The organism is Streptomyces sp. NPDC051320, from assembly GCF_040682175.1.
Taxonomy (GTDB): Bacteria; Actinomycetota; Actinomycetes; order Streptomycetales; family Streptomycetaceae; genus Streptomyces.
Window position 1 is genome coordinate 76,886 of the sequence record NZ_JBFBAL010000011.1, and the last position, 24,501, is coordinate 101,386.

Consider the following 24,501-nt stretch of genomic DNA (forward strand, 5'->3'; position numbering starts at 1 on the left):
CCGGCCGGGCCGAAAGGTGGCCTCAAGCGCCGGCCGGGCCGAAAGGTGGCCTCAAGCGCCGGCCGGGCCGAAAGGTGGCCTCAAGCGCCGGCCGGGCCGAAAGGTGGCCTCAAGCGCCGGCCGGGCTTGAATTCGGCTGGGGTGCTCGATAGCGGCAGGTCACGGGTTGAGGCCGTCCTTGACGCCGGCCGCTACCGGGGCGGCAGCTTCGGGCGTCGGCGGTCCGGGACCGCGCTGTAGTCCGGTGGGACCTTCGCCGGCTGCGCGGCGAGCAGGTCCAGGGCGACCCACACCGCGTCGTCGAGCTGGGCGTGGCGGCCCTCCGCCCAGTCGAGCGGGGTGCGCAGCGCCTCGAGGTCCGGTGCGACGCCGTGGTTCTCGACGGACCAGCCGTACGTGTCGAACCAGGCCGCGTTCATCGGCACCGTGATCACCGTGCCGTCGATCAGCTGGTGGCGGCCGGTCATGCCGACCACGCCGCCCCAGGTGCGCTGGCCCACGACGGGACCGAGCTTCAACAGGCGGAAGGCGGCCGTGATCATGTCGCCGTCGGAGGAGGTCGCCTCGTCGGCCAGTGCGACGACCGGGCCCCGGGGGGCGTTGGAGGCGTACGAGACGGGCTGGGCATTGCGGGTGAGGTCCCAGCCCAGGATCCTGCGGGTGAGGGTCTCGACCACCAGCTCGCTGATGTTTCCGCCGGCGTTGCCCCGTACGTCCACGATCAACGCGGGCCGGGACACCTCCAGGCGCAGGTCCCGGTTGAACTGGGCCCAGCCCGAACCGCCCATGTCGGGGATATGCAGATAGCCGCACCTGCCGCCGCTCAGCTCCCAGACGACGGCGCGGCGTTTGGTCACCCAGTCCTGGTAGCGCAGCGGCCGTTCGTCGACCAGCGGGACCACCGCCACCCGGCGGGGGCGGCCGCCGCCCTCGGCGGGGCGGAAGGTGAGTTCGACGGTGGTGCCGCCGGCCGCGGAGAGCAGCGGGTACGGACCGGTGAGCGGGTCCACCGGGCGGCCGTCCACGTGGGTGAGCACGGCGCCCTCGCGGATACCCGTACCGGCCAGCGGCGAGCGGGCCTTGGAGTCCGACGAGTCGCCGGGGAGGATCCGCTTGACCACCCATGCGCCGTCCCGGCAGACCAGGTTCGCGCCGAGCAGCCCCATCGCGCGCTGGTAGTGCGGGGGGCCTTCGTTGCGGCGGGCCGGGCTGACGTACGCGTGCGAGGTTCCCAGTTCGCCCAGGACCTCGCGGAGCAGATCGGCGAACTCGTCGGGCGATGCCACCCGTTCGACCAGCGGGCGGTACTGGGCGAGGATCTCCGGCCAGTCGATGCCGCACATCTCCGGTTCCCAGAAGTAGGAGTGGATGATGCGGCCGGCCTCCTCGTATGCCTGGCGCCATTCGGACGGCGGGTCGACCTCGTGCAGAATGCGGCGCAGGTCGAGGAAGACGGTGGTGTCGTTGTCGCCCAGGTCCGTGGCGGGGACGGCGCGCAGTTCGCCCTCGTCGACCACCACCAGGCGGCTGCCGTCGCCGCTGACCGCGAACCAGTCCAGGTGGCCGACCAGTTCGGTCCTGCGCCCCTTGGCGATGTTGAAGTGTTCGAGCGTGGGGCGGCCCGACATGTCGGCCGGGTTGGCGAACGTCTCGCCGAGCGCGCCGGAGATCGGCCAGCGCAGCCAGACCAGGCCACCGTCGCTGACCGGGCAGAGCGCGGAGTACTTGGACGCCGGCACCGGGAACGGCGTGACCCGGCTCTCCAGCCCCTCCGTCTCGACCAGGACCTTTCCGCTGTCGCTCATGTCGCCGACCGGATCGAGGCCGCCCGCCGCGGGGCGGCCGTCGGGGGACAGCGCGAACGGCGAGGGCGTGGCGGAGGAGAGCGGCACCAGATACGGGCGGCAGCCGAGCGGGAAGGAGAGGTCACCGGTGTGTACGTCGTACACCGGGTCGAAGCCCCGCCAGGACAGGAAGGCCAGGTAGCGGCCGTCGCTGGTGAAGACCGGGTTCTCGTCCTCGAAGCGGCCGTTGGTGACGTCGACGATGGTGGGGGCCATGGCTCCGGCGATCTTGGCGATCTTGATCTGTCGCAGCGAGCGGCCGATACCGGGGTGGGACCAGGTGAGCCAGGTGCCGTCCGGCGAGAACGCCAGGTCGCGGACGGGTCCGTTGATCGAGCGAATGAGTTCGGTGACCTCGCCACCGCGATCGCCGTCGGTGACGGTGTCGGTGTCGATGACGGTGTCCTCGTCGTCGGGCACGGTGATGAGCAGCAGCCGTCCGTCGTGCGAGGCGACCGCCAGCCGCTCGCCCTCCGGGTCCGAGATGAGCTCGTGCACGCGTCCCAGCTCGCCTGCTGCCAGTCGTCGCGGCAGGCGGTCGCCGCTGGCCCGTGGCATGTACGCGATCTCGATCGCGTCCTCGCCCCCGGCGTCGGTGACGTACGCGACCTGTTCCGAGCTGCCGAGCATCTCGGGGAGGCGGACCCGTACCCCCGGGGTGGTGGTGATGGCGCGCGCCGGACCGTCGCGGTGGGTGAGCCAGTACAGACTGCCGCGTACGACGACCGCGCTGGCCCGCCCGGTCTCGTCGACGGAGAGGCTGTCGACGTGGCGGGCGGCCGGCACCTGGTAGCTGCGCCGGCCCGCCCGCGGGCCACCGATCCGTACCTCCAGCTTGCGCGGCTCGGCGCCGCGCGAGAGGTCGTCGGCGAGCCAGAGGTCGCCCGCGCACTGGTAGATCACCCGGTGGCCGTCGCTGGAGGCGTTCCGGGCGTAGGAGGTGTCGTGGTCGGTGTGGCGGCGCAGGTCGGTGCCGTCCGGCAGGCAGGAGTAGAGGTTGCCGATGCCTTCGTGATCGGAGAGGAAGGCGACCCGGCCGTTCACCAGCATCGGGGACTCCAGATGTCCGTCGATGTCGGCGAGCAGCCGCTCGCCGTGCAGCCACAGCCGTCCCGTCGCCCCGCCGCGGTAACGCTTCCAGGCGGCGGGTTCGTGCGGCGGCTTCCCGGTGAGCAGCAGGGTGCGGCGCTGCCCCGCGACGTCGCCGACTGCGATGTCGCTGACCGGGCCCCAGGGCAGTTTGGCGCCGGGGGAGCCGTCGGTGGCGACCGTGTAGGCCCAGCTGAAGTGGGCGAAGGGCTGACTGTGTGAAGCCACCGCCAGGATGTCGCCCTCCGGCGACCAGCCGCAGACCCGGGTGTCGAGCGCCCCCCAGTGGGTCAGCCGCCGGGACGGCCCGCCGTCCACGGGGGCGAGATGGATCTCCGGGTCGAGGCTGCGCCAGCTCGTGTACGCGAGGTGGCGGCCGTCGGGCGAGAACCGTGGGTGGCCCACCCTGGTGCGGTCGACGGTGATCCGCCAGGCCCGGTCGGGTCGGCGGTCCGCGGCGACGAGGGGGGCGACCCAGAGGTCGTCCTCCGTCGCGAAACACAGCAGGTCGCCATGGAGGTGCGGGAAGCGGAGGTAGGCGTCATCGCCTGCGTCGACTTGGCTCACCCTCCAATGCTTTCCGTGCGGGCAGGGCCCGGCAACTCGTGGCCGGGGCCTGCCGGACCGCACATCAGTGCAGGGTTGTTTACCTCGGGCTCACAACGGTGACCGACCCCACATGCGAAACGTTGCCGTTTCGCTCTTCGGGGGCGTACCGTTTGGTGTACGAAACCGTTTCGGACGGGAGGTCGGGAATGGCCAGCAGACTCACGCCCGAGCGCGAGACCGAGTTGTACGCGGCCGTGCTCGACCTGCTGCGCGAAGTCGGCTATGACGCTCTGACCATGGACGCCGTCGCCGCCCGTACGAAGTCGAGCAAGGCCACCCTCTACCGCCAGTGGGGGAGCAAGCCCGAGCTGGTCGCCAGAGCGCTGCGGCACAACAAGCCCGGCGGTATCGACGAGATCGACACCGGTTCGTTGCGGGGTGACTTCCATGCCATGACGTCTCGCGAGGACGACTGCGAGATGGAGAAGAACTCCGCGCTGATGCGGGGTCTGATGCGCGCCGTCCATGACAACCCCGATCTCCACCAGGCGCTGCGCGAGCTGCTGATCGAGCCCGAGATGACGGGGCTCGACCGGATGCTGCGGCGCGCCGTCGAGCGCGGCGAGGTCAACGCCGACAACCCCGCGCTGAACTTCGTCCCGCACATGCTGGTCGGCGCCTTCGTCGCCCGGCAGCTGATCGATGACCGGCCGGCCGACCGAGCCTTCCTCGCCCGGTACCTGGACGCTGTGGTTCTCCCCGCACTCGGCGTCTAGTCCCCGTCCGCACCGAGCGTCAGCACCACACCTTCAACCGCACACCTCTCCACCTGACACGCCGCTCTCGTCGTCGGGCTGGTTCCTTACGCCCTTTTCGCCCCGACCTGACCGGGAGTCGCCCGCCGTGGCCACTTATCTCTACAAGCTCGGACGGTTCGCCTTCCGGCGCCGCCGTTACGTCGTCCTGGTGTGGGTGGCGCTGCTGGCGCTCGCCGGGTTCGGCGCCTCGTCCGCAGCCACCGCCACCTCCAGTTCCTTCTCCATACCGGGCACGGAGGCCCAGAAGGCCTTCGATCTGCTGAGCCAGCGGTTCCCCGGGGCCAGCGCCGACGGGGCGACCGCCCGGGTGGTTTTCAAGTCGCCGGCCGGCGAGAAGATGACCGACGCGGGCAACAAGGCCGAGGTCACGAACGTCACGAAGGAACTGCGCAGGAGTTCGCAGCAGATCGCCTCGGTGACCGACCCGTATGCCGCCCACGCCGTCTCCAAGGACGGCAGCACGGCCTACATCAAGGTCGATTACAAGGTGAGCTCCATGGAGCTCACCGACAAGACCAAGGACGCGCTCCAGGACGCCGGTGACCGGGCGCAGCACGACGGATACACCGTGGAGATCGGCGGTGACGCGCTCCAGGCCATGCCGGAGACCGGGTCCGGCGAGATCATCGGGGTGGTGATCGCCGCGATCGTGCTGGTGGTGACCTTCGGGTCGCTGATCGCCGCAGGGCTGCCGCTGCTGACCGCGCTCATCGGCGTAGGCATCGGTGTCTCGACGATCACCGCGCTGGCCAATGTGCTGGACCTCGGCTCCACCACCTCGACGCTGGCCATGATGATCGGCCTGGCGGTCGGCATCGATTACGCGCTCTTCATCGTCTCCCGCTTCCGGGCGGAGATCACCGAGGGCCGGGAACCCGAGGAAGCGGCCGGACGCGCCGTCGGTACGGCCGGTTCGGCGGTGGTCTTCGCCGGGCTGACCGTGGTGATCGCCCTGGTCGGGCTGGCCGTGGTCAACATCCCGATGCTGTCGAAGATGGGCTTCGCGGCCGCCGGTACGGTCGTGATCGCCGTCCTCATCGCACTCACCCTGATCCCTGCCCTGCTGGGCTTCGCGGGAAAGCGGGTCCTGAGGCGCAAGGCCCGGAAGCAGGAGGCGCCTTCAGGTGGTGACGGGCAGGTGGCGGGCGCCCCGGTGAAGCCCAACGGGGGGACCCGCTGGGCGAGCTTCGTGCTGCGCCGCCCGGTGATGGTGCTGCTGGTCGGGGTGATCGGCCTCGGGGCCATCGCCATACCGGCCGCCTCACTGGAGATGGGCCTGCCGGACGACGGTTCGCAGCCCACCAGCACGACCCAGCGCAAGGCCTACGACCTGCTGTCGGACGGCTTCGGACCGGGCTTCAACGGTCCGCTGACGGCGGTCACCGATGTCAAGGGTGTCGATGACGGCAAGGCAGCTGTCGACGAGGTGCGCAAGAAGATCGCCGCGCTCGACGGTGTGGTCTCGGTCAGCCCCGCCCAGTACAACAAGCAGCACGACACCGCGATGATCAGCGTCATCCCCAAGGACCGGCCCTCCTCGGTGAAGACCGAGGACCTGGTCCACTCCATCCGGGACACCGGCGCGGAGATCAAGGCCGAGACCGGGGCCACCGTCCTGGTCACCGGGGCCACCGCGATGAACATCGACTTCTCGCAGAAGATGAACGACGCGCTGCTGCCGTATCTGGCGCTGGTCGTCGGTCTGGCGTTCCTGCTGCTGATGGTGGTCTTCCGCTCGGTGCTGGTCCCGCTGAAGGCGGCGCTCGGCTTCCTGCTCTCGGTCGTCGCCGCGCTGGGCGCGGTCGTCGCGGTCTTCCAGTGGGGCTGGCTCGGTTCGCTCTTCGGGGTCCAGCAGACCGGCCCGATCATGTCCATGATGCCGATCTTCATGGTGGGCGTGGTGTTCGGCCTGGCGATGGACTACGAGGTCTTCCTGGTCACCCGGATGCGGGAGGCCTACGTGCACGGGGAGCGGCCGGGGCAGGCCGTCGTCACCGGCTTCAAGCACGGCGCCAGGGTGGTCTGCGCCGCCGCCGTCATCATGATCGCGGTCTTCTCCGGCTTCATCGGGGCCAGCGACTCGATGATCAAGATGATCGGCTTCGGCCTCGCCGTCGCGGTCTTCTTCGACGCCTTCGTGGTCCGGATGGCCATCGTGCCCGCCGTCCTGGCGCTGCTCGGCAAGCGGGCGTGGTGGCTGCCGCGCTGGCTGGACCGGATCCTGCCGAACGTGGACGTCGAGGGCGAAGGCCTGAACAAGCACATCGAGCAGCAGGAGCGGCGGGAACTGGTCGACGCCTGATCCCTCGCGGCGCCCGCCCGGCCCGCTCGCTCAGCGCGGAGGTCCGCCATGCCCGACGGCGTGGGGGGCCTCTTCGCGCGTGCGCGCCTTGAGTGGATGGCCCTCGTCCGTACGGGCTTCCTTCGCCCGGACTTCCTGCGCGCGGGCTTCCTTCGCCCGGGCTTCCAGCGCGCGGGCTTCCAGCGCGCGGGTTTCCTGCGCGCGGGCCTCGTGGGTCCGGCCCAGGAAGCGCAGCAGCGGCGCCTTGTCGAACTGCACCACGGCCACCCCGTGCGCGGAGTGGAACTCCAGCACCGCCTGCGCCCGCCCGCACGGCCAGACTCCCACATCACCGCTGCGCTGCGGGGTCAGCAGACCGGCTTCGAGGAGGTCCCTGGAGAAGACCCATTCGGTGCCGCCGGGAAAGACGAGGTGCACGGCCCGGGGGTCGGCTTCGGGGTCGTACCGGAGAGCCACCCGCACCACGAACCAGTTGCCCGGTGAGTCCGTGACCACATGTCCTCGTACGGATATCTCGACGGGGCGGGACATCTCCATCGTTGTCTCCTCGCCTTGCACTCGCCTGCCTGCTCCCCTGACCTGTTCCTCCTCGCAGGCGCTTTACACCCAATATCGCACCTTTCGTCTGTTTTGTTCTGCCGTAGGTTCGCTCACTTGACCCCCAGGCGCTCTTGCAAGTCATTCGCAACAAGGCCCTATCATTGAACGGTTCATCACCGCCGGAGCGCCCACAGCCAGGAGAGAGTCGCCCATGCATGTCCCCGACGGCTTCATCAACGCCCCCGTCTCGGCGGCGACCGGGGTGCTCGCCGCCGGCGCGATCGCCGTCAGCCTGCGGGGCGCACGACGGGAACTGGATGAGCGCACCGCGCCGCTCGCCGGGCTCGTCGCCGCGTTCATCTTCTCCGTGCAGATGCTGAACTTCCCCGTCGCCGCCGGCACCAGCGGCCATCTCCTGGGCGGGGCGCTGGCCGCGATCCTGGTCGGCCCGTGTACCGGGGTGCTCTGTGTCTCCGTGGTCCTCCTGATGCAGGGCATCCTCTTCGCCGACGGCGGCCTCACCGCGCTCGGCGTGAACATCACCGACATGGCGCTGGTGACGGTCGTCGTCGCGTACGCCGTCTTCCGGGGACTGGTGAAGGTGCTGCCGCGCCGCCGCCGCTCGGTCACCATCGCCTCGTTCGTCGCCGCGCTGCTCTCGGTGCCCTGCGCGGCGCTCGCCTTCACCGCGATGTACGCGCTCGGCGGGACCACGAACGTGCCGATCGGCAAGGTGCTCACCGCGATGGTCGGTGTCCATGTGCTGATCGGCATCGGCGAGGCCGTGATCACCTGCCTCACGGTGGGAGCCGTCATCGCCGTACGGCCCGACCTGGTGTACGGCGCCCGCGGCCTGACCACTCCGCTCAAACTCCGGATCGGCGGCGAACTCGTCGACGCGCCCACGCCGGTCGCCGCCCCCGCGGCGGCCCGCTCGACCCGCAAGGTCTGGGGCTTCGGCCTGATCACCGCGCTGCTGCTGGCCGGTGTGGTCTCCTTCTACGCCTCCGCCAGCCCCGACGGTCTGATGAAAGTCGCTCACGACCAGGGCATCGACGCCAAGGAGAGGCCGCACCACAGCGACGGCTCCCCGCTCGCCGGATACGGCGTCAAGGACATCTCCGACGCCCGGATCTCCGGCGGCCTTGCCGGGGTGATCGGCGTCGGCACCACGGTCGTGGTGGGCAGCGGAATCTTCTGGGTCGTCCGCCGCCGCCGTACGAACACCACCACCACCTCCGCCCGCGCGGAAGCCGTCTGATGGGCGCCGGCCACGCACACAAGCTGTACCGGCACGGCCACTCACCGGTCCACGCCCTGCCCCCGCACTGCAAACTCGCGGCCGCTCTCGCCTTCGTGATCGTGGTGGTGTCCACCCCGCGCGCGGCGATGTGGGCGTTCGCGCTCTATGCCGTGTTGCTCGCGGCAGTGGCCGCGGCCGCCCGGATCCCCGCCGCCTTCCTGCTGAAGCGCCTGCTGATCGAGATCCCGTTCGTGGCCTTCGCCGTCCTGATGCCGTTCGTGGTGCCGGGCGAGCGGGTGGTCCACGTCCTGGGCCTCTCGCTCAGCCAGAACGGGCTGTGGGACGCCTGGAACGTCCTCGCCAAGGGCACGCTCGGGGTAGCGGCCTCGGTCATCCTGGCCTCGACGACCGAGCTGCGCGCGCTGCTGCTCGGCCTCCAGCGGCTGAGACTGCCCCCGCTGCTCGTCCAGATCGCCTCCTTCATGATCCGCTACGGCGATGTCATCACCGACGAGATGCGGCGCATGTCCATCGCCCGCCGCTCCCGCGGCTTCGAGGCGCGCGGCGTCCGGCAGTGGGGCGTACTCGGCAAATCCGCCGGGGCACTGTTCATCCGCTCCTACGAACGCGGCGAACGGGTCCATCTGGCGATGGTCAGCCGCGGCTACACCGGCACCATGCCGGTCATCGACGAAGTGACGGCGTCCCGGGCGCAGTGGCGGAACGCCGCCGCACTCCCCCTCGCCGCGCTCTGCATCTGTCTGCTGGGATGGACCCTATGACCACCGCTCCTGCCGCCGCCTCCCTCGAAGTGTCCGGCCTCGCGTACGCCTACCCCGACGGACACCAGGCCCTGTTCGGCGTCGACCTGACCGTCCGCCGCGGCGAACGCGTCGCGCTCCTCGGCCCGAACGGCGCCGGCAAGACCACCCTGGTCCTGCACCTCAACGGCATCCTCACCGGCGGCGCGGGCTCCGTGTCGGTGGCCGGTCTGCCGGTCGCCAAGGCGAACCTCTCGGAGATCCGGCGCCGGGTCGGCATCGTCTTCCAGGACCCGGACGACCAGCTCTTCATGCCGACGGTCCGCGAGGACGTGGCCTTCGGGCCCGCCACGTCCGGACTGCGCGGCGCGGAACTGGAGGCGCGGGTCGTCGCCGCCCTCACCCAGGTCGGCATGGAGGATTTCGCCGACCGTCCGCCGCACCACCTCTCCTACGGGCAGCGGCGCCGGGTCGCGGTCGCCACGGTGCTCGCGATGGAGCCGGAGATCCTGGTCCTCGACGAGCCCTCCTCCAACCTGGACCCGGCGTCACGGCGGGAACTCGCCGACATCCTGCGGTCGTTGGACGTCACCGTCCTGATGGTGACGCACGACCTTCCGTACGCCCTGGAACTGTGCCCCCGCTCGGTCATCCTCAGCGACGGGGTGATCGTGGGGGACGGCGAGACCGTGGACGTCCTCTCCGACGACGACCTGATGCGATCGCATCGCCTCGAGCTCCCCTTCGGCTTCAACCCCCGCGCGGCGGTCTGACCGGATCAGGCCCGTCCGGCGTGCGGGGGCATCGGTAACCGCAACCCCACGCGGCGCCCGGGAACACCGCACCCCCCGGCGAACCCCGCCGGAGGCGCCCCGCACCATGGGAGGTGTACGTCGACGGGGCGTGCGGGTAGATGCGGGAGCACGACGTGGTGGACGTCCAGGGCACGGTCCAGGGCACAGTGGCGGACGGATTCGAGGCGGTCCGGGACGCCTTTCTCGGCAACTTCGACCGGCGCGGTGAGCGCGGCGCCGCCGTCGCCGTCTACCGCGACGGGCACAAGGTCGTCGACCTGTGGGCCGGCACCAGGGACGTGGACGGCCCGGAGCCCTGGGCGGTGGACACCGCGCAGATCGTCCGGTCCGCGACCAAGGGTGTCGCCGCCGCCGTACCCCTCCTGTTGCACCAGCGCGGACAGCTCGACCTCGACGCGCCCGTCGCCACCTACTGGCCGGAGTTCAAGGCGGCCGGCAAGGACTGCGCCCTGGTACGGTACCTGCTCGCCCACCGGGCCGGCGTACCGCTCCTCGACCGGCCGCTGACCCCCGCCGAGGCGATGGACGGCGAGTCGGGCCCCCGGGCGATCGCCGCGCAGCGGGCCGTGTGGGAGCCGGGGACCGAGCACGGCTACCACGCGCAGACCTACAGCTGGCTGCTGAGCGAGCTGGTCAGGCGGGTGACCGGACGGCGGATCGGCCGGTGGATCGCCGAGGAGATAGCCCGCCCGCTCGACCTGGACTTCTGGGTGGGGCTGCCGCCCGAGGAGGCACACCGGGTCGGCCGCATCGGCCCCGTCGAATCGGCCCCGGTCGGCGGCGGGCTGAAGATCCGGCCCAAGCGGTCGGTGGCCGAGGCCTACCAGGACCCGCACTCGCTGACCAGCCGCGCCTTCGGCGCCATCGACCCCGCCCCGGACGAGAACGACCCCGCCTACCGCGCCGCCGAACTCCCCGCATCGGCAGGCATTTCCACCGCCCGCGCGCTCGCCCGGGTGTACGCGGCGATGATCGGCACGGTGGACAACGGCAACCGGCTCTTCGCCCCGGCGACCCTCGCACTCGCGCGCACCGAGGAATCATCGGGCCCCGACCGGGTCCTCGTCGTCCACACCCGCTTCGGCCTCGGCTTCATGCTGCACGGCCCCGCCGCCCCGCTCCTCGGCCCCGGCTCGTTCGGCCACCCCGGCCGCGGCGGCTCCCTCGGATTCGCGGACCCGGAGTCGGGCATCGCCTTCGGCTACGTCACGAACGGCCTGCAGAAGGGCGTCACCGCAGACCCCCGCGCCCAGGCACTGGTCAGAGCGGTGCGCGCGGCGGCATGATCGCCGTATGGAGCGAACGCAGCGGTTCGAGGGATACGGCGTACTGATCACCGGCGCGGGCCGGGGCATCGGCGAAGCCACCGCCCGAAGATTCGCCGCCGAGGGCGCCCGTGTCCTGGTCACCGACCTGGACGGGCCGCGCGCCGCGAAGACGGCCGGCAGCATCCCCGGCGCGGCCGCGTTCCCCTGCGACGTCACCGACCGGGAAGCGGTCGGCGCGGCCGTCGCCTACGCGGTCGAGCAGTTCGGCTCCCTCGACGTCCTGGTCAACAACGCCTACGCCTGCTCGCTCGACGCCCCGCTCTTCGAGGACCAGGACGACGCGTCCTGGCACCGCGACCTGGACGCCACCCTGACCGGCGCCTTCCACACCTGTCGCGCCGCTCTGCCGCACCTCGCGGCGGCCGGCGGCCGGGGCGCCATCGTCAACGTCGGCTCGGTCAACGGCGCGCAGGACTTCGGCAATCACGCCTACAGTGCGGCCAAGGCAGGCCTGGCCAGCCTGACCCGTACCCTGGCCGGCGACGCCGCGCCCCGGGGCGTACGCGTCAACCTGGTCGAACCCGGCACGATCCGCTCCGACGCCTGGACCGGCCGGGAACGCGCCCTTGAGCGACTCGCGGCCGTCTACCCGCTCGGCCGGGTCGGCGAGCCGGAGGACATCGCGGCGGCCATCACCTTCCTCGCCTCGCCCGACGCGGCCTGGATCACCGGGACGACCCTGCGGGTCGACGGCGGCCTGCTGGCCGTCAACACCTCCTTCGGCCAGGCGCTGCCCCTGGGACGGGACGACAACTGACGGCTCGCGGCGGCGTTTCCGCCGTGGCTATGAGCTGAGTCGGCCGTCCTGCACGGCTGCGATGAACGATGACCACCCGTCTGCCGGGAAGATCAGCGCCGGGCCGTGCGGGTTCTTGGAGTCGCGGACGGGGACGTCGGCGTATCCGTCCGCGACTTCGAGGCAGTCGCCGTTGCCGCCACCGCTGTAGCTGGACTTGCGCCATACCTGTACCGAGCTGGCGTCTCGAATGACGTGCTCATTGCTAACTCGATGTTGTTCACGGGCTGCTCATACGAGCAGCCCGATGACATTTCGCGGCCAGTTGCTCACGTTTTTCGGAGGGGTATGCCATGGGGCAGCAATTCGGGGACATGGTCAGTCCCCACAGCGAACGCAATGTGCTCACCGCGGTGCAGGAACTGATGCGCTCGGAGGGGGCGGCGGTGACTCTCAGCGCGGTCGCCCGCCGCAGCGGGACCTCGCGGAACTTCCTGTACAGCGCGTGGAAATCTCTGGGAGCGCTGCAGGAACGGGCCGTCACGGCAGAGGTGATGAGCACCTTCAACGCGGCCGAGGACGCCTGTCCTGTCGACGGAACCGTCTCCGGAACGCTCGCTCATCTCGTGTACGTCGCGCGGAGTATCCGACACCACCCGACAACGGCGGCCATCGCCCGGACCGCCCCGGCGGCGATGGCCCACGCGCTCACCGCGATGGACGGTCTCCTCTCGGACGCCGTACGTCACCGGGTCAAGCAACTCCTCTATCCACTACGGCTCACAGACAGGGAGCACGAACTGGCCGCGGTCGACGCCCTGGCCTGGAAGATTCTCTGGATCGCCCGGCCCACCGCTCTGTGCCCTCAAGCTGTCGGCGATCCGGACCGCGAGCGGACACTCGACCTGGGCCTGAGCCTCCTGCTGGCCGACCTGCTGGCAGCTCCCTCCCGGACAGCGCCGGACAGCCCGGAGACGCTGGAGCGATGACCGAGCCCGGCGATGTCTGCACCCGGCGATGACTCAACCCGGCCGGAGCACCGCTACCCGGCATGCAGCATCAGGCCGATGCCCACGACCATCAGTCCGGCCGCCGCGATCCTCGGTCGGCCGAAGCGTTCCTTGAAGGCGATCGCGCCGATCGCCGCGCCCACGATGATCGAGGACTCGCGCAGCGCCGCGATCGGAGCGAGCGGGGCGCGGGTCTGGGCCCAGAGGACCAGGCCGTAGGCGACGACGGACATCGCCGCACCGGCCAGTCCCCGCGCCGCGTACGGCCGGAGCTGGGTGAGGAGCCGGGCACGCCGGCGGTAGGCGGCGTAAACGGGGATGGAGATGCCCTCCAGGATCATCAGCCAGGCGATGTAGCCCAGCGAGGAACCGGAGTCGCGTACGCCGACCCCGTCGACCGTGGTGTACGAGGCGATGGCCAGGCCGGTCGCCAGGGCGGCAACGATGGCCGGCCAGTGCGGGCGGGAGCCCTTGAGCCCCCACAGGGCGACACCGACCAGGCCGGTGCAGGAGACGGCGACCCCCGCCAGCACCCAGCCGTCCGGGGTCTCGTGAACGAAGAGCGCGGCCAGCACGGTCACCACCAGCGGCGCGGTGCCGCGCGCGATCGGGTACATCTGGCCGAAGTCGCCGAGGGAGAACGACCGCATCAGCAGCAGCATGTAGGTGACATGGAGCGCGGCCGAACCGATCAGGAACGGCCAGGCGGCGGGCGCCGGGAAAGGCACGAAGGGCGCGGCCAGCGCGCCGATCAGCAGCCCGCCGCCGGATATCAGCGTGAAGGAGAGCAGCTGGTCCTTGATGTGGTGGGCTATCGCGTTCCAACTGGCGTGCGTTATCGCGGCGATGACGACCGCGACGATGACCGTCAGCGTCACGCGGCGTGCTCCCGTACATCGGCCAGGGTGGCGCCCGCGTACTCGACCACCGACTTGGGTTCGAGGGCGAAGACGGTGTGCGGGTTGCCGGCGGCCGCCCACACCACCGGGTGGTCCAGCAGTCCCCGGTCGGCGACGACCCGGGTGCGGGTGCGGTGACCGAAGGGCGGGACACCGCCGATGGCGTACCCGGTGGTCTCACGAACCAGAGCGGCGTCGGCGCGCTTGACCTTCTCCGCGCCGAGCACGGTCCGTACGAGGTCGACGTCGACCCGTGAGGAACCATCCATCAGGACCAGCACGGGCGCACCGTCGGCCTCGAAGATCAGCGACTTGACGATGGCGCTCAGCTCACAGCCGATGGCGGCGGCGGCTTCGACGGCGGTGCCAGTCGCCTCGGGGAAGGTGCGTACCTCGACCTCCAGGCCGAGCTCACGCAGGGCCTCGGAGAACCGGGGGTGGACAGCAGGTACGGAAGAACTCATGGCCCGCACGCTAACGTCCGGCGTGCGGGCCATGCCAGCAGGATCCATACAGCAGGATTCAGACGGCAGGATTCAGACGGCAGCACTCGGACGGCAGGGCTGAGACGGCAGCGGTCAGCCCGCGCGGAGCACCGCGGCCACCACCGGGCCCGCGGCGTCGCCGCCGTGCCCGCCGGACTGCACGACCGCCGCGGCGGCCAGATCGTCGCTGAAGCCGGTGAACCAGCTGTTGGACTTGCCCTGCTGGTCCACCTCGGCGGAACCGGTCTTGGCGCCCTTGTATCCGCCGACGCTCGACATCGCCACGGTGCCCGTGCCGTAGGAGGCGGTCGCGGTGGTGTGCATCATGTCGCGGAGCTGCTGGGCGGTGTTGTACGGCAGCGACTGCGCGGTGGCGCGGTCGCCGTCCAGCAGCGACTTCGGCACGATGATCGGCTGGTGGAAGGTGCCGTTGCGGGCGGTGGCGGTGACCGACGCCATATTGAGCGGGTTCATCTGCACCAAACCCTGACCGATCATCGCCGCTGCGGTGTTGGGGCCTGTGGTCTGCGGGACCTTGCCGTCGAAGGACGGGATGCCGACGTTCCAGGTCTTGCCGATGCCGAAGTACTTCTGGGCGGTCGAGGGCAGAGCGGTGTCGGGATTGATATCGCGGTCCGTGAATCTGCCGAGCGGCTTGATGAAGGCGGTGTTGCAGGAGCGGGCGAAGCTTGTCGCGAGCGTGCCGCTGGGTATCGAGAAGTTGTTCAGGTTGTGGAATGTCTGGCTGTGCCACATGACCGATACCGGGCACAGGATGGGGCTGTTCTCGCTGGCCAGCCCGTTGTTGATGAGCATCGCGGCCGTCATGATCTTCATCGTCGAGCCGGGAGCGAGCGTGCCCTGCGCCGCCGCATTGAAGCCGTCCGCGCGGTGGTTGGCGATCGCCCGGATCTCACCCGTACTGGCCGAGACCGCCGCCACCGACGACTCGCTGAACTGCTTCACCGCCGTCTCGGCCGCCGCCTGCACCCCTGCGTCCAGCGTGGTGTGCAGCAGCGCGGGCGTGCCCTTGGACAGCACCACCAGCGTCCGCGCGGGCGTGCTGTCCGCCGAAGCGTCCGCCGACGCTCCTTCGATATCGGTCTCGATGCCGGGCTTGCCGCCCGCCTTGTTCCCGTACCGCTCCCGCAGCGTGTCGAGCACCGGCCCGAGCGAGGGGTACTTCTCCTTCGTCAACTCCGTGCCGTTACGGTCGACGGCCTTGATCTGTGCGCTCGCCGCCTCGCCGGTACGGATCGTCTCGCCCTTCTTCAGATCCGGGTGGATGACCGACGGCTTCCAGTCCACCAGCGCCTTGCCGGTCGTCAGCCCCCGGACGACGGTGAGCGAGGACGCGTACGACCAGGGCTTGGTCTTCCCGTCGTACGCGATGGTGGCCTTGACCGTGTACGGCACCGTGGCCCCGTTCGCGGCCCCCGGCGTCAGGGTCACCTTGCTGACGTGCGCGTCCGTGCGGTACCCGGCAAGCAGCGGCTGCGAGTCCACCGCGTTGTTGGTGAGCTGCGAGGCCTTGTCGGCGTCACCGGCGGCCCAGGCCGCCAGGAAGTCCTTCGCCGTATCGCTGATCTCGTCGTCGCTGGGCGGCCCGGTGCGTGCGGGGGCGGCCTGCGTCGTGCTGCCGCCATCCCCGCTGCCGCTGGTGCTGTTGAGCCCGGTCCACACGTTGTAGGCGCCGTACCCCACCCCACCGACCACGACCGCGAACACGCCGCCGACCAGACCGATCTTCGCCCCACCTCGCATTACTGCGTCCCCTCCCCAGGAGTCTCCTTGAACATGTTCAAGAGAGTTACGGCAGCAGCGTACGGGACAGTGGTGGCAAGGGGGAAAGCCGTTACATGACCGGGACCATGTCCCGCATCACACCCACGTGTCCAGCCACATCCGGTTGTTCCACTGACTGAGCGGAATCGCGTCCCCGGTGAACAGCGGCCAGAAATAGATGAAGTTCCAGATGATCAGCAGCACCAGCACGCCCGCGCCGATCGCGCCCAGCGCCCGGCGACGTTCGGTCGAGCCGGGTGGGCCCAGGATCGCGCCGACCATCATGGCGACGGCGAGACAGAGGAAGGGTACGAAGACGACCGCGTAGAAGAAGAAGATGGTCCGCTGCTGATACATGAACCAGGGCAGGTAACCGGCTGCGATGCCGCACGCGATGGCCCCGGCCCGCCAGTCGCGGCGGAAGATCCAGCGCCACAGGATGTACAGCACGGCGAAGCACGCCGCCCACCAGAGCAGCGGGGTTCCCATGGCGAGGACCTCGCGGGCGCAGCTCTCGGTGCCGGTGGGGCAGCCGTCGGCGCCGGGCTTGGGGGACTCGTAGAAGTACGAGACCGGGCGGCCGATGACCAGCCAGCTCCACGGGTTCGACTGGTACTGGTGTCCCTCGGTCAGGTTCACATGGAAGCTGTAGACCTCGGCCTCGTAGTGCCAGAAACTGCGCAGCGAGGCGGGGACCCAGTCCATGCCGAACTGCGGCAGATGAACGGTGCCGAGCAGCGGGAGCTTCACGTGGTCCGGGGAGAGCCCGCCGCGGTGGTCCGCCCAGTCGCGGAAGTAGCCGCCGCTGGTCGCGAACCAGCCGGTCCAGGAGACGAGGTAGGTGGCCACCGCGACCGGCACCGTCGCCCCGAAAGCGGGCAGCACGTCGCGGCGCAGCACCGCGCGGTACGGCTGGACGGCGCCGGCGGTGCGGCGGGCGCCGACGTCCCACAGGACGGTCATCACGGCGAAGAAGACCAGGACGTAGAGACCGTTCCACTTGGTCGCAGCCGACAGGCCCAGCATCACACCGGCCGCGATCCGCCAGGGCCGCCACCCCAGGCGCAGGGCCGACGCGATGGCGTCGTCGGGGCGCAGCCCGCCCTCCTCACCCACCGGCAGGGCGCCGGCGAGCCGGGCCCGGGTTCTGTCCCGGTCGATCAGCAGGCAGCCGAAGGCCGCGACCACGAAGAACATCACGATGAGGTCGAGCAGCGAGGTGCGGCTCATCACGAAGTGCAGCCCGTCGACGGTGAGCAGTACACCCGCCAGGCAGCCCAGGAAGGTCGAGCGCAGCAGCCGTCGGCCGATCCGGCAGATCATCAGCACCGAGAGGGTGCCGAGGAGGGCCGTCATGAAGCGCCATCCGAAGGGCGTGAACCCGAAGAAGTGCTCACCGAGGCCGATGATCCACTTGCCGACCGGCGGATGCACCACATAGCCGGGGTCGGACGGCACGGTGACGCGCGAGGGGTTGGCGAGGATCGCGTTGTTGATGTCGTCCGGCCAGTGGCCCTCGTACCCCTGGTGGATCAGCGCCCAGGCGTCCTTGGCGTAATACGTCTCATCGAATATCACCGCGTGCGGGCTGCCCAGGTTCCAGAAGCGCAGCACGCCGGCGACCAGTGTGACCAGCAGCGGGCCGCCCCAGGCCGACCAGCGCAGCAGGCGTTCGGCGAAGGCCGGGGAGAACCCGAGCACCCTCCACACCTGCGGACCGGGCGCGGTGAACGGTGGCACCAGCCGCTCGCGCAGGCCGCCGTCCCGCCGGGCCGCATGGCCGAACCGGCGCAGTCGGCGTTCCCATGGCGGCGGCTGGTCTCCGGCGTCGTGGCCCTTCAGGGCTTGGGGCGCTGTACTCGTCACCGCGCCATCGTAAGGACCCGGGCTGTGTGAGTGGTGTGCGCGGGGCTGGGAGAATGAAGACGTGACTGGAACGCTGGTACTCGCAGGGACCCCCATCGGTGACGTGTCGGACGCGCCGCCCCGGCTCGCCAGGGAGCTGGAGACGGCCGATGTCGTGGCCGCCGAGGACACCCGGCGGCTCCGCCGGCTGACCCAGGCGCTCGGCGTGCACACGACGGGACGGGTCGTCTCCTACTTCGAGGGCAACGAAACCGCCCGTACACCGGAACTCGTCGAGGCGCTGGAAGGCGGTGCGCGGGTGCTGCTGGTGACCGACGCGGGGATGCCGTCGGTCTCCGACCCCGGCTACCGGCTGGTCGCGGCGGCCGTGCAGAAGGACATCAAGGTCACCGCGGTACCGGGACCGTCCGCGGTGCTCACCGCACTGGCGCTCTCCGGCCTGCCGGTGGACCGTTTCTGCTTCGAGGGCTTCCTGCCGCGCAAGGCGGGCGAGCGGCTCGGGAAGCTCCGCGAGGTCGAGGCGGAGCGCCGGACGCTGGTGTACTTCGAGGCCCCGCACCGCCTCGACGACACCCTCGCCGCGATGGCCGCGGTCTTCGGTGACGGGCGCCGGGCCGCGGTCTGCCGCGAGCTGACCAAGACGTACGAGGAAGTGAAGCGCGGGCCGCTGAAGGAGCTCGCCGAGTGGGCGGCCGACGGCGTACGGGGCGAGATCACCGTGGTTGTCGAGGGCGCCCCCGACACCGGACCGCAGCAGTTGGACCCCGCTGAGCTGGTACGCAGGGTGCAGGTGCGGGAGGAGGCGGGGGAGCGGCGCAAGGAGGCGATCGCCGCGGTCGCCGCCGATGCGGGGCTGCCCAAACGGGAGGTCTTCGATGCGGTGGTCGCGGCAAAGAACGCCGCCCGTACCGGCCCACCGGAAGGTAAAGGAGCCGCGTGAATCGCAAAGGCCGAGCGTGATCGCGGGGCCCTGGGCCACGAGACGACCAAGAGCGCTCCAATAGTCGGCAGCCCCTCGTGCATTCCGCAGGCGATAGCAGTCCACTGGAAAGGGGACGGATTCGTCCCGCGGAAGCCTTGTCCGTCGGGCAAGAGGAGCTGGCATGAGTGAGAGCACTGACATCACCGCACATGAGGCGTATGCCTTCGCCTGCATGCGGTGCGGGCACGGCTGGGAACAGGCGTACGACATCGAGCACCACGTCGACGCGTCCGGCCGGACGTTTGTCGTCTACAAGGCTGATGGCCGACGGGTTCCCTCACCGTTGTCCACGCCTACGTGCACGAACTGCGGGGGGCATGTCGTCCGCATCATGCGGCCGGGACGGGTGTCCTCGGTCCGGCAGCTGCTCGCCGGGGGCATGGGCGTGACGGCAACCGGAGTCAGGCCGGTCGGTGAGCGGGCCGCGAAGCCCAAGCCCGCGTCGGTGCTCGCGGCCGCGTCCGGCACCGAACCGGTCACGGAGCGGATCGCCGGGCCCGCTCCGAAGTCCGGGTCCGGGGCGACACTCGCCGCCGGGGCCGAGCCGCACCACTGGCATCTCTCCGACCTGCTGCATCTGTTCCACCGGAAGTAACCCGCCGGGAGGCGCGCCGTAGGATCGGGCGCCATGAGCCCGCAAGCCGCCAAGGTCACCATCCCGCCGCTGCCCGAACCGCTCCGGGTGGCGGTCGCCGATTCACACACCCACCTGGACATGCAGGACACCACCGTCGACGACGCTCTGCGGAAGGCCTCGTCGGTGGGGGTGACCACGGTGGTCCAGGTGGGCTGCGACCTCAAGGGCTCGGTCTGGGCGGCCGAGACGGCGGCGGCGTACGAGAACGTGCACGCGGCCGTGGCCCTGCACCCCAACGAGGCGCCGCGCATCGTGCTCGGGGACGAGGAGAACCGGTCGCGGCAAGAGGCACGTCCGCCGGGTGGGGACGGAGCGCTCGACGAGGCGCTCGCCGAGATCGACCGGCTGGCCGCCCTGCCGCACGTCAGGGCCGTCGGTGAGACCGGCCTCGACCACTTCCGCACCGGACCCGAGGGTGCCGCCGCGCAGGAGCGGTCCTTCCGGGCCCACATCGAGATCGCCAAACGGCACGGAAAAGCGCTCGTCATCCATGACCGGGACGCCCATGCCGACGTGCTGCGCATCCTCGAGGAGGAAGGCGCTCCGGAGCGCACCGTCTTCCACTGCTACTCCGGCGACGCGGCGATGGCGGAGATCTGCGCGGCCAAGGGCTACTTCATGTCCTTCGCCGGGAACGTGACGTTCAAGAACGCCCAGCCGCTGCGCGACGCGCTCGCCGTGGCGCCACTGGAGCTCATCCTGGTCGAGACGGACGCACCGTTCCTCACCCCGGCTCCCTACCGCGGACGGCCCAACGCGCCGTATCTCGTTCCGGTGACCGTGCGGGCGATGGCCGAGGTGAAAAGCGTCGGAGAAGACGCCCTGGCCTCGGCGATCATGGCCAACACGGCTCGCGCGTTCGAACTTTCTAGTTACTAAGAGTGACCGTATGACTTTGTTGAGTGACTGATGCTCCGCTAGTGTCCCGGCCCGACCGGATCGCCGACGGGATCGCCGACCGGCTACGACCGGACCGGACCGCTGGAGCGTCGTGAGCAATGCGCAGGGCAGTCACCGTGCCGCACGCGGCGGCCGTCACGCGACGGACCGCCCGTCGACCTACCCGCCGCCATACACACCCACCGTGCCGAGTTACATCGCCGCGTACGCCGACACCATCGACGCAGGCGCGACACCGGCAGGCGCGACACCGACAAGCGCCGCACCGGCAGGCGCCGCACCCGCCCACGCGGCCCCGCACCAGGGCCCCGCGGCCGTTACGCCCCACGACGGGCGGCCCACCGGCCGCCGCCGGGCCCAGCGGCGGCCACCGGACGGCCTGCGCCGACTCCTCCCGCAGGCGCTGGTCGTGGCCTTCCTGGCCGGCGGCACCTCCGCCTTCGTGGCCAACGACAAGGCCGTGCAGCTCAGTGTCGACGGGGTGCCCCGCACCCTGCACACCTTCGCCGGCACGGTCGACGAACTGCTGGCCGAGGAGCAGGTGCCGCTCGGCGTCCACGACGCGGTCGCTCCCGGACACCGCAGCGCGCTCGCCGACGGAGAGGAGATCGACATCCGCTACGGACGACCGCTCGCCCTCACCCTCGACGGACGGCGCCACCGGGTCTGGACGACGGCACGCACCGTGGACGGCGCGCTGCGCCAACTCGGCGTACGCACGGCGGGCGCGTACATCTCCACCTCGCGCTCCGCGACGATCTCCCGGCACGGCCTGACGGTGAACGTACGGACCGAACGCACCGTGACCTTCATGGCCGACGGCCGCGAACGCACCATCCGCACCAACGTGGCGACCGTGCGCGAAGCCCTCGACCAGGCGGGCATCGGCCTGCGCGGACACGACACCACATCCGTACCCGCCGACACCTTCCCGCGCGACGGCCAGACCATCACCGTGCTGCGCATCACCGGCAGCAGGGAGACGCGCGAGGAGCCCATCGCCTTCGTGACCAACCGAGTCCTCGACGCCTCACTGTTCGCCGGTACGGAATCGGTGACCCGGCCCGGCGTGCCCGGCCTGCGCCGGGTCACCTACCAGCTGCGCACCGTCAACGGCGTCCGGCAGAAGCCGCGGCAGCTCTCCACGGAGCTGGTACGCCGGCCCGAGGCCCGGGTCGTACGGATCGGCACCCGGCAGCGTCCCGCATCGCCCGCCGGAGCCGGCCGGCTGGACTGGAGCGGTCTCGCGCACTGCGAGTCCGGCGGGCGGCCGGACGCGGTCGACGCCTCGGGCAGTTACGGCGGGCTCTACCAGCTGGACGGACAGACCTGGCACGCGCTCGGCGGCAGCGGACTGCCCCAGGACGCGCCCGCCGACGAGCAGACGGACCGGGCGAAGCGGCTCTACGTACAGCGGGGAGCGAGTCCGTGGCCGCACTGCGGCCGTAGGCTTTACGGGTGAGCAGCACTGAACCCGAGGCCCCCGCGGTCTCCGACGCCCTGCTGGGCCCCGCCGACATCCGTGAACTGGCCGCAGCGCTGGGCGTACGCCCGACCAAGCAGCGCGGCCAGAACTTCGTCATCGACGCCAACACGGTGCGCCGGATCGTGCGGACGGCCGAGGTGACCCGGGATGACGCGGTCGTCGAGGTCGGCCCCGGTCTGGGCTCCCTGACCCTGGCACTGCTCGAGGCGGCGGACCGCCTGGTCGCCATCGAGATCGACGATGTGCTCGCGGGCGCGCTGCCCGCGACGATCGAGGCCCGGCTGCCGTCCCGCGCCGACCGCTTCGCGCTGGTGCACGCCGACGCGATGCAGGTCAGGGAGCTCCCCGGCCCGCCGCCCACCGCGCTGGTGGCGAACCTTCCGTACAACGTCGCCGTCCCGGTCCTGCTCACCATGCTGGAGCGCTTCCCGACCATCAAGCGCACCCTGGTGATGGTCCAGGCGGAGGTCGCCGACCGGCTGGCGGCCGAGCCCGGCAACAAGGTGTACGGCGTGCCCTCGGTGAAGGCCAACTGGTACGCGGAGGTCAAGCGGGCCGGTTCCATCGGCCGCAACGTCTTCTGGCCGGCCCCGAACGTCGACTCCGGGCTGGTCTCGCTGGTCCGCCGCGAGCAGCCGATCGCGACCACGGCCTCCCGGGAGGAGGTCTTCGCGGTGGTCGACGCGGCCTTCGCCCAGCGCCGCAAGACGCTGCGGGCCGCGCTGGCCGGCTGGGCCGGTTCGGCCCCCGCCGCGGAGGCTGCGCTGGTCGCCGCCGGGGTGTCCCCGCAGGCGCGCGGCGAGTCGCTGACGGTGCACGAGTTCGCGCGGATCGCGGAGGCCAAGGCGTGAGCATGCACGACACAGGCACCGACACCGACGCTGTCACGGTCCGCGTTCCGGCCAAGGTCAACGTCCAGCTCGCGGTGGGCGGGGCCCGCCCCGACGGCTTCCACAACCTGGCCAACGTCTTCCTCGCGGTGTCCCTGCACGACGAGATCACGGCGACTCCGGCCGAAACCCTGCGGATCACCTGCGCGGGGCCCGGCGCCGACCAGGTGCCGCTGGACCGCACGAACCTGGCAGCAAGGGCGGCCGAACTGCTCGCCGCCCGGCACGGCATCGCCCCCGGCGTCCACCTCCACATCGACAAGGACATCCCGGTCGCCGGCGGCATGGCCGGCGGCAGCGCGGACGGCGCGGGCGCCCTGCTGGCCTGCGACGCGCTCTGGTCGACCGGGGCATCGCGCGATGAACTCCTGGAGATCTGCGCGGAGTTGGGCAGCGACGTACCGTTCAGCCTGGTCGGCGGGGCGGCCCTGGGCACCGGCCGCGGTGAGCGGCTGGCACCGCTCGAACTCGGCGCACCCTTCCACTGGGTGTTCGCTCTCGCCGACGGCGGTCTCTCCACCCCGACCGTCTTCCGCGAGTTCGACCGGCTCACCCCGGACGCGGCCGAGCCGGAGGCTTCCCCGGACCTGATCGAGGCGCTGCGTACAGGCGACGCGGTCGCCCTGGCCGCCGCCCTGGCCAACGATCTCCAGCCGGCCGCGCTGTCGCTGCGGCCGTCGCTGGCCGACACCCTGGCGGCTGGGACAGCTGCAGGGGCGCTGGCCGGGATCGTCTCCGGTTCGGGGCCCACGACGGCGTTTCTTGCCAAGGACGCGGAGGAGGCGGAGCGGATCGCGTCTTCCCTCCGCCGGTCCGGCACCTGCCGGGTGGCGCGGACCGCGCACTCCGGAGTCGCCGGAGCGGCCGTCGTCAGAGTCCGAGCCGGCGGTCGCGCGATCGGCTGAGGCCTGCTCAGCGGCCGTAGCGGTAGCGGCAGGCGCCGACACGGGCCTCTTCGTCCACCACCTTGTAGATCAGCCGGTGTTCATCGGTGATGCGACGGAACCAGTACCCCTGGAATCCGTGTTTGAGGGGCTCCGGTTTGCCGATGCCCTCATTGCCATTGCGAGCGATGTCCCGCAGCAGTGTGTTGATGCGCTTGAGGATCTTCCGGTCCTGTGTCTGCCACCAGACGTAGTCCTCCCAGGCCGACTCGTCCCAGACGAACTTCACTCGGCCAACTCCTGTGCGGTGCCGTCGCCACGCTCCAGACGTTCGATCGACGCCAGCAGCCGGCGGGCGTTCGCCGGGCTCCGGAGGAGATAGGCAGTCTCCTTCAGTGACTCGTACTCGTCGAGCGCCACAATGACGACCGGGTCGTGTCCTGCCCGGGTCACTATGACCTCCTCACGGTCGTCCACGACCGCATTGAGGGTTTCGGCGTACTTCGCTCGTGATTCCGTATAGGTAATCGTGCGCATGCCGCCTCCTGGTGTCTGCATAAAGCGTACGTACAGAAAACTGTACGTACGGAAAACTGTACGTTGGTCGAGTGGGCGATGTAAGCCGCACGGCCGCCGCGCCGTACTCTGGGAG

The 24,501-nt window shown here is 70.7% G+C and carries 23 protein-coding genes; 14 read left to right on the forward strand and 9 right to left on the reverse strand.

What is annotated here, in order from left to right:
* Nucleotides 1–191 precede the first annotated feature (191 nt).
* Complete coding sequence (locus AB0M87_RS23830) at nucleotides 192–3,500, reverse strand: S41 family peptidase (protein WP_365856113.1); 3,309 nt, start codon at nucleotides 3,498–3,500, stop codon at nucleotides 192–194.
* 188 nt (nucleotides 3,501–3,688) lie between these two features.
* Here AB0M87_RS23830 and AB0M87_RS23835 point away from each other — a divergent pair, with 188 nt between their 5' ends.
* On the forward strand, nucleotides 3,689–4,258 hold the full coding sequence (locus AB0M87_RS23835; RefSeq protein WP_365856115.1) for a TetR/AcrR family transcriptional regulator: 570 nt from the start codon (nucleotides 3,689–3,691) through the stop codon (nucleotides 4,256–4,258).
* A gap of 127 nt (nucleotides 4,259–4,385) precedes the next feature.
* Nucleotides 4,386–6,602 carry an MMPL family transporter gene (locus tag AB0M87_RS23840; RefSeq protein ID WP_365856117.1) on the forward strand — a complete coding sequence of 739 codons (2,217 nt, stop codon included), beginning with the start codon at nucleotides 4,386–4,388 and terminating at the stop codon, nucleotides 6,600–6,602.
* 30 nt (nucleotides 6,603–6,632) lie between these two features.
* Here AB0M87_RS23840 and AB0M87_RS23845 read toward each other — a convergent pair whose 3' ends face one another.
* On the reverse strand, nucleotides 6,633–7,139 hold the full coding sequence (locus tag AB0M87_RS23845; protein WP_365856119.1) for an SsgA family sporulation/cell division regulator: 507 nt from the start codon (nucleotides 7,137–7,139) through the stop codon (nucleotides 6,633–6,635).
* A 214-nt stretch (nucleotides 7,140–7,353) separates the two neighbouring features.
* Here AB0M87_RS23845 and AB0M87_RS23850 point away from each other — a divergent pair, with 214 nt between their 5' ends.
* The 5 genes from AB0M87_RS23850 to AB0M87_RS23870 all read left to right on the forward strand — a co-directional run bounded on the left by AB0M87_RS23850 (nucleotide 7,354) and on the right by AB0M87_RS23870 (nucleotide 12,046).
* The gene (locus tag AB0M87_RS23850) at nucleotides 7,354–8,403 is read left to right on the forward strand and encodes an energy-coupling factor ABC transporter permease (protein ID WP_365856121.1); all 1,050 of its coding nucleotides are present in this window, start codon (nucleotides 7,354–7,356) and stop codon (nucleotides 8,401–8,403) included.
* Nucleotides 8,403–9,167: a cobalt ECF transporter T component CbiQ gene (gene cbiQ / locus AB0M87_RS23855; RefSeq protein WP_365856123.1), complete on the forward strand. Its 765-nt coding sequence runs from the start codon at nucleotides 8,403–8,405 to the stop codon at nucleotides 9,165–9,167. Before AB0M87_RS23850 ends, cbiQ begins: the two co-directional genes overlap by 1 nt.
* A complete protein-coding gene (locus tag AB0M87_RS23860) occupies nucleotides 9,155–9,919 on the forward strand; it encodes an ABC transporter ATP-binding protein (protein ID WP_365856125.1) in 765 nt (254 codons plus the stop codon). Before cbiQ ends, AB0M87_RS23860 begins: the two co-directional genes overlap by 13 nt.
* Nucleotides 9,920–10,059: 140 nt before the next feature.
* Nucleotides 10,060–11,247, forward strand: a complete 1,188-nt coding sequence (locus AB0M87_RS23865; protein WP_365856127.1) for a serine hydrolase domain-containing protein — start codon at nucleotides 10,060–10,062, stop codon at nucleotides 11,245–11,247.
* 7 nt (nucleotides 11,248–11,254) lie between these two features.
* Nucleotides 11,255–12,046, forward strand: coding sequence for an SDR family NAD(P)-dependent oxidoreductase (locus tag AB0M87_RS23870; protein ID WP_365856129.1), 792 nt, complete (start codon nucleotides 11,255–11,257; stop codon nucleotides 12,044–12,046).
* Nucleotides 12,047–12,073: 27 nt separating this feature from the next.
* On the opposite strand, the gene AB0M87_RS23875 is transcribed toward AB0M87_RS23870, so the two are convergent.
* The gene (locus AB0M87_RS23875; RefSeq protein WP_365856444.1) at nucleotides 12,074–12,277 is read right to left on the reverse strand and encodes a DUF397 domain-containing protein; all 204 of its coding nucleotides are present in this window, start codon (nucleotides 12,275–12,277) and stop codon (nucleotides 12,074–12,076) included.
* Between the two features lie 101 nt (nucleotides 12,278–12,378).
* Between AB0M87_RS23875 and AB0M87_RS23880 the strand changes: the two genes are divergently transcribed.
* On the forward strand, nucleotides 12,379–13,014 hold the full coding sequence (locus tag AB0M87_RS23880; protein WP_365856131.1) for a hypothetical protein: 636 nt from the start codon (nucleotides 12,379–12,381) through the stop codon (nucleotides 13,012–13,014).
* Nucleotides 13,015–13,067: 53 nt separating this feature from the next.
* Here AB0M87_RS23880 and AB0M87_RS23885 read toward each other — a convergent pair whose 3' ends face one another.
* The 4 genes from AB0M87_RS23885 to AB0M87_RS23900 all read right to left on the reverse strand — a co-directional run bounded on the left by AB0M87_RS23885 (nucleotide 13,068) and on the right by AB0M87_RS23900 (nucleotide 18,070).
* Nucleotides 13,068–13,913, reverse strand: coding sequence for an EamA family transporter (locus AB0M87_RS23885; RefSeq protein ID WP_365856133.1), 846 nt, complete (start codon nucleotides 13,911–13,913; stop codon nucleotides 13,068–13,070).
* Nucleotides 13,910–14,398, reverse strand: a complete 489-nt coding sequence (locus AB0M87_RS23890; protein WP_365856135.1) for a YbaK/EbsC family protein — start codon at nucleotides 14,396–14,398, stop codon at nucleotides 13,910–13,912. The genes AB0M87_RS23885 and AB0M87_RS23890 overlap by 4 nt, the downstream gene beginning before the upstream one ends.
* A gap of 114 nt (nucleotides 14,399–14,512) precedes the next feature.
* Entirely contained in the window at nucleotides 14,513–16,183 is a 1,671-nt protein-coding gene (locus AB0M87_RS23895) for a penicillin-binding transpeptidase domain-containing protein (RefSeq protein ID WP_365856137.1), read from the reverse strand.
* 117 nt (nucleotides 16,184–16,300) lie between these two features.
* Nucleotides 16,301–18,070, reverse strand: a complete 1,770-nt coding sequence (locus tag AB0M87_RS23900) for a phospholipid carrier-dependent glycosyltransferase (protein WP_365856139.1) — start codon at nucleotides 18,068–18,070, stop codon at nucleotides 16,301–16,303.
* A gap of 61 nt (nucleotides 18,071–18,131) precedes the next feature.
* On the opposite strand from AB0M87_RS23900, the gene rsmI reads away from it, so the two are divergent.
* The 6 genes from rsmI to AB0M87_RS23930 all read left to right on the forward strand — a co-directional run bounded on the left by rsmI (nucleotide 18,132) and on the right by AB0M87_RS23930 (nucleotide 23,870).
* Nucleotides 18,132–19,010, forward strand: a complete 879-nt coding sequence (rsmI, locus tag AB0M87_RS23905) for a 16S rRNA (cytidine(1402)-2'-O)-methyltransferase (RefSeq protein WP_365856142.1) — start codon at nucleotides 18,132–18,134, stop codon at nucleotides 19,008–19,010.
* Between the two features lie 163 nt (nucleotides 19,011–19,173).
* Nucleotides 19,174–19,647, forward strand: coding sequence for a hypothetical protein (locus tag AB0M87_RS23910; RefSeq protein ID WP_365856144.1), 474 nt, complete (start codon nucleotides 19,174–19,176; stop codon nucleotides 19,645–19,647).
* A gap of 33 nt (nucleotides 19,648–19,680) precedes the next feature.
* Complete coding sequence (locus AB0M87_RS23915) at nucleotides 19,681–20,568, forward strand: TatD family hydrolase (protein ID WP_365856146.1); 888 nt, start codon at nucleotides 19,681–19,683, stop codon at nucleotides 20,566–20,568.
* Between the two features lie 205 nt (nucleotides 20,569–20,773).
* Nucleotides 20,774–22,051, forward strand: coding sequence for a ubiquitin-like domain-containing protein (locus AB0M87_RS23920; RefSeq protein WP_365856148.1), 1,278 nt, complete (start codon nucleotides 20,774–20,776; stop codon nucleotides 22,049–22,051).
* Nucleotides 22,048–22,926 carry a 16S rRNA (adenine(1518)-N(6)/adenine(1519)-N(6))-dimethyltransferase RsmA gene (rsmA, locus tag AB0M87_RS23925; RefSeq protein WP_365856150.1) on the forward strand — a complete coding sequence of 293 codons (879 nt, stop codon included), beginning with the start codon at nucleotides 22,048–22,050 and terminating at the stop codon, nucleotides 22,924–22,926. Before AB0M87_RS23920 ends, rsmA begins: the two co-directional genes overlap by 4 nt.
* A gap of 2 nt (nucleotides 22,927–22,928) precedes the next feature.
* Nucleotides 22,929–23,870 carry a 4-(cytidine 5'-diphospho)-2-C-methyl-D-erythritol kinase gene (locus tag AB0M87_RS23930; protein WP_365856152.1) on the forward strand — a complete coding sequence of 314 codons (942 nt, stop codon included), beginning with the start codon at nucleotides 22,929–22,931 and terminating at the stop codon, nucleotides 23,868–23,870.
* A 7-nt stretch (nucleotides 23,871–23,877) separates the two neighbouring features.
* On the opposite strand, the gene AB0M87_RS23935 is transcribed toward AB0M87_RS23930, so the two are convergent.
* Together AB0M87_RS23935 and AB0M87_RS23940 are read right to left on the reverse strand one after the other, a co-directional pair.
* On the reverse strand, nucleotides 23,878–24,138 hold the full coding sequence (locus AB0M87_RS23935) for a Txe/YoeB family addiction module toxin (RefSeq protein WP_365856154.1): 261 nt from the start codon (nucleotides 24,136–24,138) through the stop codon (nucleotides 23,878–23,880).
* Nucleotides 24,135–24,386, reverse strand: a complete 252-nt coding sequence (locus tag AB0M87_RS23940) for a type II toxin-antitoxin system prevent-host-death family antitoxin (protein WP_365856156.1) — start codon at nucleotides 24,384–24,386, stop codon at nucleotides 24,135–24,137. Before AB0M87_RS23940 ends, AB0M87_RS23935 begins: the two co-directional genes overlap by 4 nt.
* Nucleotides 24,387–24,501: the final 115 nt, after the last annotated feature.